At 59.6% G+C, this 12154-nt stretch carries 13 protein-coding genes and 2 pseudogenes; 11 read left to right on the forward strand and 4 right to left on the reverse strand.

What is annotated here, in order from left to right; all coding sequences use genetic code 11:
* Nucleotides 1–13: 13 nt before the first annotated feature.
* From FA743_RS14495 to FA743_RS14510, 4 genes are all read left to right on the forward strand, one after another.
* On the forward strand, nt 14–562 hold the full coding sequence (locus FA743_RS14495) for a hypothetical protein (protein WP_246054976.1): 549 nt from the start codon (nt 14–16) through the stop codon (nt 560–562).
* A gap of 317 nt (nt 563–879) precedes the next feature.
* A complete protein-coding gene (locus FA743_RS14500) occupies nt 880–1632 on the forward strand; it encodes a helix-turn-helix domain-containing protein (protein ID WP_136886815.1) in 753 nt (250 codons plus the stop codon).
* A gap of 500 nt (nt 1633–2132) precedes the next feature.
* Nucleotides 2133–2396, forward strand: a complete 264-nt coding sequence (locus FA743_RS14505; RefSeq protein ID WP_136886816.1) for a hypothetical protein — start codon at nt 2133–2135, stop codon at nt 2394–2396.
* A gap of 14 nt (nt 2397–2410) precedes the next feature.
* Nucleotides 2411–3082, forward strand: a complete 672-nt coding sequence (locus FA743_RS14510) for a nucleotidyl transferase AbiEii/AbiGii toxin family protein (RefSeq protein ID WP_211242285.1) — start codon at nt 2411–2413, stop codon at nt 3080–3082.
* A gap of 226 nt (nt 3083–3308) precedes the next feature.
* On the opposite strand, the gene FA743_RS20915 is transcribed toward FA743_RS14510, so the two are convergent.
* From FA743_RS20915 to hmpA, 3 genes are read right to left on the reverse strand one after another with little or no spacing between them, the layout of a single operon-like run.
* Entirely contained in the window at nt 3309–3407 is a 99-nt protein-coding gene (locus FA743_RS20915; RefSeq protein WP_169308898.1) for a TRIC cation channel family protein, read from the reverse strand.
* A gap of 2 nt (nt 3408–3409) precedes the next feature.
* Nucleotides 3410–3700 (reverse strand): DUF6522 family protein, encoded by a 291-nt coding sequence (locus FA743_RS20920; RefSeq protein WP_425467188.1) that lies wholly within the window; start codon nt 3698–3700, stop codon nt 3410–3412.
* Nucleotides 3700–4890: an NO-inducible flavohemoprotein gene (hmpA, locus tag FA743_RS14515; protein ID WP_136886817.1), complete on the reverse strand. Its 1191-nt coding sequence runs from the start codon at nt 4888–4890 to the stop codon at nt 3700–3702. Before hmpA ends, FA743_RS20920 begins: the two co-directional genes overlap by 1 nt.
* Nucleotides 4891–4968: 78 nt before the next feature.
* On the opposite strand from hmpA, the gene FA743_RS14520 reads away from it, so the two are divergent.
* Both FA743_RS14520 and FA743_RS14525 read left to right on the forward strand, forming a co-directional pair.
* Nucleotides 4969–5397 carry an RrF2 family transcriptional regulator gene (locus tag FA743_RS14520; protein ID WP_136886818.1) on the forward strand — a complete coding sequence of 143 codons (429 nt, stop codon included), beginning with the start codon at nt 4969–4971 and terminating at the stop codon, nt 5395–5397.
* A gap of 83 nt (nt 5398–5480) precedes the next feature.
* Complete coding sequence (locus FA743_RS14525; protein ID WP_425467191.1) at nt 5481–6575, forward strand: HPP family protein; 1095 nt, start codon at nt 5481–5483, stop codon at nt 6573–6575.
* Nucleotides 6576–6750: 175 nt separating this feature from the next.
* On the opposite strand, the gene FA743_RS14530 is transcribed toward FA743_RS14525, so the two are convergent.
* On the reverse strand, nt 6751–7701 hold the full coding sequence (locus tag FA743_RS14530) for an alpha/beta hydrolase (protein WP_169308899.1): 951 nt from the start codon (nt 7699–7701) through the stop codon (nt 6751–6753).
* 301 nt (nt 7702–8002) lie between these two features.
* Between FA743_RS14530 and FA743_RS20925 the strand changes: the two are divergent.
* The 5 genes and pseudogenes from FA743_RS20925 to FA743_RS14540 all read left to right on the forward strand — a co-directional run.
* Nucleotides 8003–8269: pseudogene (locus tag FA743_RS20925) on the forward strand (IS256 family transposase); the annotation flags it as partial.
* Nucleotides 8223–8612, forward strand: coding sequence for a DUF6880 family protein (locus FA743_RS20930; protein WP_425467189.1), 390 nt, complete (start codon nt 8223–8225; stop codon nt 8610–8612). The pseudogene FA743_RS20925 and the gene FA743_RS20930, both read left to right, overlap by 47 nt.
* A pseudogene (locus tag FA743_RS20935) lies at nt 8590–8721 on the forward strand (hypothetical protein); the annotation flags it as partial. The gene FA743_RS20930 and the pseudogene FA743_RS20935, both read left to right, overlap by 23 nt.
* 745 nt (nt 8722–9466) lie before the next feature.
* Entirely contained in the window at nt 9467–11080 is a 1614-nt protein-coding gene (locus FA743_RS14535; RefSeq protein WP_136886821.1) for an ABC transporter substrate-binding protein, read from the forward strand.
* Nucleotides 11081–11132: 52 nt separating this feature from the next.
* On the forward strand, nt 11133–12152 hold the full coding sequence (locus tag FA743_RS14540; RefSeq protein ID WP_136886822.1) for an ABC transporter permease: 1020 nt from the start codon (nt 11133–11135) through the stop codon (nt 12150–12152).
* Nucleotides 12153–12154: the final 2 nt, after the last annotated feature.

Raw genomic sequence — 12154 nt, forward strand, 5'->3', positions numbered from 1 at the left:
AAGGAGGTTCACGATGAGATTGAAAATTCTGGGAGCTGCAGCCTGCGCCGCAGCCCTGGCGTCGGCACCAAAAGCTGACGCCTATGCAATTGATTGCGCAATCCTGCTGTGTCTGGCAGGCGGCTTTCCTGCATCAACCGAATGCACGGCAGCCAAAGTCGAAATGATCCGTCGCGTTACGCCGTTTCCCATCGAGCCGCCTTTGCAGCTTTGGAACTGCCCTATGGGCGCAAGTGGCATGCCACCGCTTCCCAACATTGGCAGCGATGGTTTGTCCGACGAAATCCGGGGCTACCGTGACGGCCTCGAGATTTATCACGTCGACTACGAAGGCCAGCGCAACAGCGGTGGCGTCGATGTCAGAGATTCGACGCAAGAAGGATTTTACGACGAGAACGGGGACTTCCGTTGGGTTGGAACTAGCCTCGGGGGTACCCCGTCATGGGTTCAGGAGACCGTCGGCTATCGCAGTATCAACATGAGCATGACGATCCAAGGGATCGCCATGCGGACCAGAGACTACGAAGGTCAGGTTTCTGAAATCATATGGCAGACCTACTGATGCGGATAGTTGACCGCCTATCGCCCCTTAATCAGATACCGCGTCTGTCCCTATCACGTAGGTTGTGCAGCAAAATGCCCACCAAGGGGGGAACGAGTGTAATCAAATAAATCCACTAACCAAAAGGAAACCCCCCGCGCGGGGGTCCGCACGAGGGGCTTGGGTTTCGTAACACAGGATTGGCGTCCTGAATTAGCAGCCATATCACAGCTGCTATAGTTACCCTCCCACTCCTGAAAATCAAGAGCAAAAGCGCATTTGTGCGAACGGATACGGCTTGCCTGCGGACACCGCGCTTCTTGATCGAGGAGCAGCAGATGAATACCAAGACAGCCGCGGCAAGCGGCGAATTCTTCCAGCGAATAGACAGCTCTATTGATGGCGCGCGCGCCGGTGGCCGTGAACCAGACGGCAAACCCATCCACCGAAACTCGCGTCGTGCAGGAACTTGTGAGGCTTCTTTCTGGCGTGGAACGTCACGCCAGGACGTACAGAAGGTCTTGATGGCCGCGCGCCAGTACGAGCGGACCAAACGCGCGCCCGGCAAACGCAACGGGCCCCTCGGAGGCATCGCCCTAGAGGTGCTGGCGCTGTTCGCCAATCTGGTGAACTTCAAATCGGGCCGACTGGACCCGTCACTGGACTACATCACCGACAAGCTGCGCCGGTCCCGGGATGCAGTTGTGCGAGCGTTGAAAGCGCTGCGCGATCACGGCTTTCTGGATTGGTTGCGCCGCTTCGAGCCTGTGCCCAATGACGGCCGAGGGCCGCAGGTTCGCCAGGTCAGCAACGCCTATCGTCTGTCGGCGCCAAAGCGCGCTCTGGCGCTTCTCGGGCGATGGGCTGGGCGACCAGCTGCGCCGGATGATGACCAAGCTGCCCGCGCAGAGCGCGCTGCTATCGAGGCCGAGCATGTCGCCACACTCGATCTGGCCGAGTTCGCCACGTTCAAAATCGAGGATTCACGACTTGCGAAGGCTCTGGCCCAGATGGGGAAAGCCGTAAGTTTACGCGAGTCCGCCAAGCGGACTGAATCCAAATCTATCTCTTGTTCTTATGCAGGGTCATGATGCGGACGCCGCGCACCGGGCCGCTATCGCGCCCCTGCGGCGCTTCCGAGCCGTGAAAGATGGGCCGGGCAATGGCATCCAATCGACTACAAAACCAATCCGCAGTTCCGGCGGAACTGCTGCATGCCTATGGGAAACAGCCTGTGGAAGCCGTGGAGCGATGCAAGCACGTTTCAAGACAGAAAGCGCTGAATGAGCAGGATTTTCGCAATTGCCGCACTGTGTTCCGCGCTGGTAGGACCGGGCTTTGCCAAGGGCGATGGGTACCACCAGACTGCGCTGCATGTGTTGCAGATCGTTCAACTCATGCAAATTATACGCGGAGGGCATCATCTTCACCAGAGACTATCGGAGCGCGCCAGGGCATCCGGCAGCCTTTCGTGAAATGATGTTTTGGGAACCCGTTCAGCGAACATGATGTTTGCTCAGCAAATGGGATGCCGATTGATTTTTTGTGTGACATCATTTACACAAGGGCGTCTCCAACAAGGAATAGTCAGGTGACACCTGTTGCGTCGAAAGTCCTCGCCACTGTCAACGCGCCCTACAGCGTGGCAGTGACGCCTGAGGAACTAGCAGAAAAGCTCGCCGACATGGGAAGTGCTTCTTCTTTTGACGCGGCGGCTTTTGCTTTCCTGTCCGAAGTCAGTCCGACGTTACAGGCACAGTTTCTATTAGAGATGGGTGTCGAAAGGGCGTCCGTGTCAGAGGTTGCAAAAGCCTATTCTGAGTTAGCGGGCTATTTGCTTCCGCTGGCGGCTTGATCTCCCCGCCCACAATGAGCCGCTGGTCTGATCTTTTCGACGAGACTCTACGCATCATCGACCAGGCTAATGACAGCGGAATCGACATGCATGATTGGAGCTTCGGGGGCGGCACCGCACTCATGCTGCAGATCGGTCATCGCGATAGTTATGACAGCGATATTTTCATCTCGGATCCGCAATACCTTCCATACCTCAATCCGACCATTCAGGAATATGACCTTGACCTCGAGCCCAGCAGCTATGAGGGCGACGGTACTCGGGCCCTGAAGATCATCTTTGATGGGGTCGGCGAAATCGACTTCATCAGCTGCGCGGCTGTCACCGATGCGCCTACGGAGATCACTGAAGTTCGGGGGCGTTTCGTAGCTCGGGAAGTTCCAAGCGAGATCCTCGGGAAAAAGCTGGTGTTCCGGGGATCAGCACTGCAGCCGCGTGACATGTTTGATATCGCTGCTGCAGCGCAAGTACTGGGTGAAGAAAAGATTATCACCGACCTTTCGCAATTCCATGATGCAGCGAAGACCACCCTTGAAGTCGTCCAGAAAATGGATCCCGACTTTGCAGCGGCAATCATGGGACGTCTCATGCCATGTGATGGCTTTGAGCAGCTGCACAAACGTGCTCATGGCATCACCCGCCGGGTACTTGAAGCTGCGATTGAGCGGGCTGAGAGCTTGGCTTGATGTGAATCAGGTGATCAGAGCTGGACGTTGATTGCGATCATCTCAGATCCAAGCGACTGAAGCCGGCGCGACATCGACTTGAGGTGTTCCGCTCGTCCAAGCAAAAGGACGTTCCATATGCGGCCTTATGCGCCGAAGTGCCGCGGGGAGATCGCGACGGGCTGTGGGACGAGGGGAATGGCCGACCAACAAACAGAGACCTGCCTCGGCGACCCAAAAGACTATGCTATGCCCTAAGATCAAGCAGCGTGCCGCCGCCCGCCGCTGTCAGAGCAGCCATAAAGGTGACGCGCACCGGGTCCAGCTGCACTTGGCTTGCCACCATGATTATTCAGACGGGGATCGCGCTACTCTGAGACGCGCTGTCGTCAGCACTGTCCCATCTTCCGCGCAGGTGAGTCTGACGCGCCACCGAGGGGACACAAACGTCAGGCGAAGCTTGCCTGTATCGTCTCCGGTGCCCCTCTCCAACCCAGTGCTGATGCTGCCGGACTGCATCAACACTTGAAAACCGATCAAATCGAGATCCATCAGAGGGGCAATCAGTGCGGCATCGACAATGGGCTGCCCGTCTGCGAATTCGACCTGCATGACCGGGTTCGTCACTACCTTCCCCATCAGGCAGCCAACTGTTCATCTGCCGGGCCAAAGAATTCGTAGTGGATACGATCGGCAGGAACGCCCGCCTCCCTCAGGCCAGCCACGAAGTAGCGGAGGAACGGGCGTGGTCCGCACAGGTATATGTCAGCCTCGGCCAGCGGGGTGCTGGTTTGCAACCATTCCATGCTGATCCGTCCGGGATGGGCCATGGTCTCTTCAGCGCTTTCGTAAAAGGTTTCGACCACGATGTTGCCATGCCGCGCAGATGCCTCCTGCACCTGCCGGACAAGCGCATGATGCGCAGGGCTGCTTGTCCCATGGACGTAGTAGACCGGTACATCACGATGCTGCTCGGCCAGAACCTCCAGCATACTGACCATGGGGGTCAGACCGACCCCGCCCGACAATAGCATCACCGGACGCGGAAGATCGTTGGCCAGGTGGAAATCCCCGGCGGGCGGTGTGGTTTCCAGAACCGTTCCCACCACGACATGTTCATGCAGGAAGCTGGATCCCTCGCCGTCCGCCTCACGCTTGACGGTGATCCGGTAGCATTCGTCGTTCGGACGACTGGAGATCGAATAGTTGCGCTTCACGCCCGACAACCCCGCCTCGTCAAAGCGCAGAGTCAGATATTGGCCAGGCCGATGCGCGATGACGGGCCCCCCATCCTCGGGGCGCAAGACGAACGACACGATCCCCTCGGCCTCGACTTGCCGCTCGGCAACCGTAAAGCGGCGCCAATCGGTCCAGCCCCCGGGCTGGGCCTCGATGCCCTCACGGATCACGGCTTCGCGGGCGATCAGCAGGTCTGCCAGGAACCAGTAGGCCTCGCCCCAGGCCTCGAGGATTTCGGGAGTAGCGGCGTCGCCCAGAACCTCCTTGATGGCGCCCAGAAGGGCCTCGCCGACAAACGGATAATGCTCCGGCAGGATCGCGTAGCCGATATGCTTCTGGGCAATCCGCTCGACCGCCGCGCCAAGAACCGAAAGGTTCTCGATGTTGCGGGCATAGGCGAGCACGGCATGGGCCAGCGCCAGCCGCTGTGTACCCTTCTGCTGGTTCGCCTGGTTGAACAGGGCGGCGATGTGATTGTTGCGAAACAGCCGCCGGTACATGGTCTCGGTGATCAGCGGTCCGTGCTGTTCCAGTGCGGGAACGGTGGCCTTCACGACAGTGATGGTCTGCTGGGACAACGGGCGGGCCATATGATTCTCCTAAACATGCATTCTTGGTACATCTATACGCCTCTATACATGCGATGCAAATACTTCTATCTCTGCATCATGAAACTGAGCCGCTACACCGACTATGCCCTTCGTGCGCTGATCTACCTCGCGGCCAGCGATGGAGGGCTCGTGTCGATCCGCCAGATTGCCGAAGCCCATGGCATTTCCCAGAACCACCTGATGAAGATCGTCCAGGACCTTGGGGGGGCAGGCTTCATCACGACAACCAGGGGACGCCGAGGCGGCTTGCAACTGGCGCGGCCGGCGACGGAGATCACCATTGGCCAGGTCGTCCGCCATACCGAAGGGAATGAGCCTTTGGTGGATTGCAGCACCTGCCGCATCGCCCAGGGCTGCGGGTTGCCGGCCGTCATCTCCGAGGCCAGAGAGGCATTCATGGGCGTTCTGGACACATGTCGGCTGTCAGACGTGGCACGGATGCCAAATGCTTTCCAGCATCTGTTCGTAGTTCAGGACCGTCCTTAGGATTTCGTTTCCTGAGACCCCTGCCTTCCATCTGCTCATGTCTTGGGCATATTGATTGCCAATCGTGCAACTGGACCGGAAGCATCACAGTGCCACCCTCTCTGATCAGTGCTTTGCGGGCTTTGGGACCGTCAGTTGCCTCAGTACCGCTGACCGAGGCGGTCAGGGCGGGCATCGGCGCCGTGGTGGGGCTTGTGTTCGCCGGGCTGTTCGTGCTGTCGCCTGCGATTGACAGCCAGCTGGGCCTCTATTTGATCGCACCGTTCGGAGCCAGTTCGGTCCTGCTGTTCGCCGTCCCGAACAGTCCCCTGGCACAGCCTTGGGCGGCGATCGTGGGCAATACTGTGGCGGCGCTGATCGGCGTGGCGGTCTGCCTGCACATCGCCGATCCGGCGCTGCGGATTGCCTTAGCCGTAGGCCTTGCCATTACCGCGACGATCCTGTGCCGCGCGCTACATCCCCCCGCGGGCGCGGTGGCAATGACTGCAGCCATGAGCCCTGAAGCGATTGCAGACCTTGGGTATCGCTTTGCGCTGACGCCGGTCGCGGCGGGAACGTTGCTACTGGTTCTTGTCGCGACCCTCTATGCCCGGCTGACGGGGCGCCATTATCCAATGCGACAGGTCGACGACCGGAATGCCAACCATACCGTTGACTCCTCCCCGAGTACGCGGGCTGGGCTGTCTGCGGCACAATTGAATACCCTTCTGGAGCGCTATCGACAGAACTTCAATCTTGGCGCGGGGGATCTCGCGCGATTGGTCGGCGCCGCCGAACTGCAGGCTGCCGCACAACAGGTGGGACCTGTCACGGCGGGATCGATCATGTCGCGGGACCTGGTGACGGTCGAGCCTGATAAGAGCGTGCAGGACGTGGCAGCGCTGTTTCGGCGGCATCGGTTCACCTCGATCCCGGTCACCAGCAAGGGCCAGCGTTATCTTGGTATGATCTTTCAAATCCATCTGATCACGGCAGACACGGTGCCAATCGGTCCCGCCAGGGTTCTGATGGAAACGAGCGTGCCTGTGGCCTTTATGGACACACCGCTCGGCACCCTTCTTGCGCTGATGGCCGACGGTGAGGTCGACGCCGTTCCGGTTCTTACAGGCCAGCAACTGGTCGGTGTCGTGACCCGCACGGACCTGATCAGCGCTTTCGCCCGCCACAGTATGTCCTGATGATTGGTCGGACACATGCGCTCTCCTCTTCAAGTGCTAATCTGAGAGAGCTGAAAAGTCCTGTCGCTTCATGTCCAGAACGTTGTGACAGCCTGATGGTGGAGTTTACGAAGACCAGTCGACGGCCGACAAGCAACCGAAACCGAAAATCGTCGATCAAACACCTGCGCCACGTTCAGTCGAGCATTCCCTTAGATCCCAACCACTCCACGAGGAGATCGGGCCATGCCTCCGCCGGCATGTCGCGAACCATGCGTAGCGAGAAGCCGTGTCCACCTTGTTCGAACTGGTGCAACTCGACGGGAACGCCAGCCTCCCTCAAGGCAGTCACAAAGCGGAAAGTGTTCTCCGGAATGACCGCGTCGTCGTCATTGGCCCCGAAGATGAAGGTCGGCGGCATCTCGGCTGTGACAAGCTTGTCGATCGAGTGGGCCTCGAGCGTAGCATCATCAGGTGTGGTGCCGAGCAGCTCCTCACGCGACTGCGGGTGAGTGATGCCCTCCTCCATGCTGATCACGGGATATCCAAGAGCGAGAAAGTCGGGGCGGGCAGATGCCGTATCTGTCTCGTCGACAGGCTCGTAGGCGTCGAGAGTGGGCGCGGCTGAAAGCCAGGCCGCCAAGTGGCCGCCGGCTGAGAAGCCCAGTACGCCCACACGCGAGGCATCCAGACCCCACTCAGCCGCATTGGTGCGGATCAGCCGCATCGCCCTTTGCGCGTCTGCGATCGGCGCGCTGGTTGCCTGCCCGCCACCTGGGAGCCGGTAAAGGAGTCGAAACACTGTGATCCCCGCTTCGTTCAAAGCCGGCGCGATCTCATCTGCCTCCTTGTCGTAGACAACTCGCGCATAAGCGCCGCCCGGTGTCACCAGCATTGCAGATCCATTCGGGTTCTCGGGCAGGTAGACCATGAGGTCGGGCGTCGTGATGTTGAACGCCGCCCGGTCCTTCACGGCAGGGTCTTCCGACCGCTCGCGGATCTCTTGCGGCTCTTCGAACGTGGCGGACCCCACCGGCGTATCCGGCCAGACCTCGATCTGCATGCGATCTGTCAGCGGTTCAGCATGTGCAGCAGCGCCCATTATCCATATGCCGAGCGTCACGATCGCGAGGTTGCGTTGGATCATGTATCTCGACCTTCCATGGTGACGCGGAATTGCCCGGGCCTTCACGATAACAGCTTCACTATTGGGCTGTCGGCGTCCAGTCATGCAAGTTGCTTCCGGGACCAAATGATGAAGATCGGTAGAGCCCTCTGGTATAACGACCGGCGGCTATGGACTGTAAGCTATGGCCGATTTTGGGTGATGGGGTCTGAGAAGGCGGCGTATCGTGGTGGGTGTCAAAGCTCACCAGAACCTCTCGAAGGAGCGATACGCGTTGGAAAACGATATCACGATCACCTCGCTTCAGTAGCCCGGATCTGTCATTGATCCCCTTACCAAGATCGCACGTGACAGCGCCCGGCAGATGCTGGCTGCGGCGCGCAGGGCTGAGGCCGCGAGTTTTGTCGCGCAGTTTGCTGAGGAGTGCCTGCCCGATGGCCGGCCGCGCGTTGTCCACAACGGCACCGGCCCTCAGAGGAACATCCAGATCAGGATCGGGCCTATCCCGGTGCAGAGACAGGAGGTGCGCGACCGAGCAGCTGATGCGCCGCAGGAGGAGAAGATCCGGTTCAGTTCGCGTATTCCTCCGTAGTGGGCGCGCCGGGCTACCTTCGACGATATTGAAGCAGAGTAAGAGGCTTTTGATTTTGCCAAAGCTGTCTTCACGCCGATGCCGCCATCGGTTTTTTCTTGACTGGCCGGCTCATGAACGTGTGGCAAGGGAGGTGCTGGCCTGGACGAACGATCTGGACGGAAACTCCTTTCGCGTATTGACGAAATCGGCGGCCGCTCTCGAACCTCGATATCCATTGGCTGTGACATTGATGCGTCGCGCCATGGTTCGGGACACGATGGATGGGGGAAATCCAAGGTATACCGAAACGAAGGCGTTAATTTGCCGACTGCCAGTCATGCGATGCATCCATCAATAACTACGGCGGTTTCTTCAAGCCCGAGACTTTTGTTCAGGCTCTCAAGCAAAAGCACGGGCGCAATTTTGGGTTCTGGCAACTGGTGGAGGGGCAGTGGCTCTTTTTGTGAAACATCACCCTATCGCCTTTAGCGAGAAGTGCCCGGGGTGGAGACCTAGCCGTTTGGTACTCAAAACTCGGGCTGGTTCTATATGCGCCATTATTCTAGCACCTGACCACCAGCCTCGGCGCCATCACTGCCAACCAGGTTGTGGTGGCGACGGGCGGCTTTGACAGCCCCATTGTGCCGCCCTATGTGGCGCGGATATTGACGCGGCAATCATGCATTCGCGCGATTACCTGAGGCCGCCGCGACTGCCCGAAGGTAGCACACTAACTGCGGGCACCGGCCAGTCGGCTTGCAGCTCCCCCAGATCATGAGATCGCCAGCGTCACCGCCGGCACCTTTAACACCCGGAAGTGCTATACATCGCCGTCCGTGGTGTTGATGCAGTCATGCCACCCAGCATAGACGCCAAACTAAGCGCATTTGCTAGGCATTATTGGCGTCGCAAGACGCTTGCAGTCGATGCACTGCAACTTTGGCGTGGTACATGTTCGTGGACCCCCCGCGAGGGACCAATACGTATGGCTGCCTTCCATCTTGGTAGAATAATCGGGCACCAGCCAAACGCTCCTACTCATGTATAACTTTATTTTTTTGCACAGATGGACCGTTCCCTCTCACAACCTCCCGTAGGGCATCAGACCACACCGCGCAAAACTATTGACAGCCTTCATCTTTGTATAACATATTGCCGATGCTGTATGACATCTGGGGAGGTTCGGGTGATCAGCAGACATGGGAGGATACAATGACTGGACCCACGCGCCTACGCCTGATCGCCACTGTCTCGGCTGCTGCCTTGGGCCTGTCGGCCCCGGTGGTGCTGGCGGAAACACCTGACGACCAGCTGGTCGTCGGGTTTTCCATGACCAACATTCTGACACTGGATCCCGCTGCGATCACCGGCAAGGAAACGGTGCAGGTCCTTGCCAACGTGTATGACGGGTTGGTCCAGCTGGACCCCGTGAACCGTACCGAAGTGCAGCCTGACCTCGCCGAAAGCTGGGAAGTCGCACCAGATGCCATGTCGATCACCTTCACCCTGCGCGACGGGGCCGAGTTCGCGTCGGGCAACCCGGTCCGGGCCGAGGATGTGGTCTGGTCGTTCCGCCGCCTGCTGACGCTGAACCTGGCGCAGGCCAGCTTCCTAAAGACCTATGGCTTTACCGCCGAAGGGGCCGAACAGGCATTTGCCGCACCTGATGACCGCACTGTCGTCGTGACCCTGCCACAAAAGATCAACCCGCAGCTGATCATCGCAACGCTTGGCATCGTTGGCCCCGGCTCGATCATCGATTCAGTTCTGGTGACCGAGAACGAGGTGGATGGCGATCTGGGAGCGGCATGGCTGGCGCAGAACTCAGCCGGGTCGGCGGCCTTTACGCTGCAGCAATGGCAGTCGAACAATCTTGCCCTGCTGACCCGCAACGACAATTTCTGGGGCGAGCCTTCGACCATGCGCCGGATCATCTGGCGCCACATCCCCGAATCACAAAGCCAGCGACTGCAGCTGGACCAGCACGATCTGGACATCGCCTTCCAGCTAGCGCCTGCCGATCTGGCCGCGCTGGAGACGACCGAAGGAGTCCAGATCCAGACCACACCCTCGGCCGGGTTCTATTACTTGGCCATGTCGATGGCGGACGAGCGGTTCCAGAACCCCAAGCTGCGCGAGGCGATACGCTATCTGATCGACTATCAAGGGGTGAACAACGCGATCTTGCCTTATTTCGGCGAGATGCATCAGCGGCCCATTTCGGGCGGGTTCTTCGGCCTGTTGGACGATCCCGGTTATACGCTGGACCCCGAGAAGGCCAAGGCGTTGCTGGCAGAGGCGGGATATCCCGACGGCATCGACGTGACCCTGCGCGCGCTGTCGGACGATCCGTTCCTGAACCTGGCCACCGCAATGCAGGGATCGCTGGCTCAGGGCGGGGTGCGGGCCGAGGTCATCACCGGATCGGGCGAACAGATCTATGGCGCCATGCGGGAACGCAATTTCGAGATGATCGTCGGGCGCGGGGGCGGCGGGCAGTTGCCCGATCCGGACAGCAATATGCGTGCGCTGATCTATAACCCCGACAACTCGGACGAGGCGCGGCTGACCAATTTTCAAGGCTGGCGCACCAGCTTCAGCGATCCCAAGCTGAACCAGATGATCGACGCCGCCGCCGCCGAGGCCGATGACGAGGTCCGCCGACAGCTCTATGCCGACATCCAGAACCGTATCGAAGAGGTCGTGGCTCCGATCATTCCCTTTTCCGAGGTGGTGACCTCGGTCGCATATCGCGATGATCTGAACGGGTTCGTTCTGAACCCCTCGTGGTCCACAGATCTGGCGACCGTGACCAAGACCCGCTGAAGGACCGGGGCCTTTCTGGCCCCTGTCCACAACCTCTGGAGGGAAGGCAGGCATGTCACCGACATCGCGCATGACCGGGTTCGCCCGGCAACTTGGCACCATCGCCATCACATTGCTGGGCCTTCTGGTCCTGACCTTCGCGATCGGACGGCTGATGCCTGCCGATCCGGTCCGCGCCATCGTTGGCGAAGAGGCCACGCAGGACACCTATATGCAGGTCTACACCCAGTTGGGGTTCGACCGGCCCCTGCCGGTGCAGTTCCTGATGTATCTGCGCGACGTGCTGACCGGCGATTTCGGGACCTCGATCCGGACCGGCCAGCCGGTCATCAACGACATCATGGCGGTGATGCCCGCCACGCTGGAGCTGGCGACGCTGGCCATCCTGATCGGCGCTGGTCTGGGGATTCCCCTGGGCGTGCTGGCGGCGGTCAAGAAGGACCGCTGGCCCGACCATGTGATCCGCATCTTCAGTCTGATGGGCCATTCGATGCCAATTTTCTGGACCGGGATGATCGCGCTGCTGATTTTCTATGCGGCGCTTGGCTGGGTCGGCGGTGGCGGGCGGATCAGCGATTATTACATCGGGCTGGTGCCGCCGGTCACGAACTTTATCGTCATTGACGCAATGCTGGCCAGGGAATGGGATGTGGTGCGATCCGCGCTGAACCACCTGATCCTCCCGGCCAGCCTGCTGGGTTATTCCTCGTCGGCCTATATCACCCGGATGACGCGCAGCTTCATGCTGGATCAGATCAATCAGGAATACATCACCACCGCACGGGTCAAGGGCCTGTCCCGGCGCCAGACGATCTGGAGGCATGCGTTTCTCAACATCCGGGTGCAGCTGGTGACCATCGTGGCGCTCGCCTACGGCGCCCTGCTGGAGGGGGCGGTCCTGATCGAGACGGTGTTTTCCTGGCCAGGCTTCGGACAATATCTGACCTCGAACCTGATGACCGGCGACATGAATGCGGTGATGACCTGCGTGCTGCTGGTGGGCGTGATCTTCATCGCGCTGAACCTTTTGTCCGACGTGCTCTATCGCGTCTTTGATCCGAGGACGCGCTGATG

This window comes from Paracoccus gahaiensis (assembly GCF_005048225.1).
In the GTDB taxonomy this organism is placed as follows: domain Bacteria; phylum Pseudomonadota; class Alphaproteobacteria; order Rhodobacterales; family Rhodobacteraceae; genus Paracoccus; species Paracoccus gahaiensis.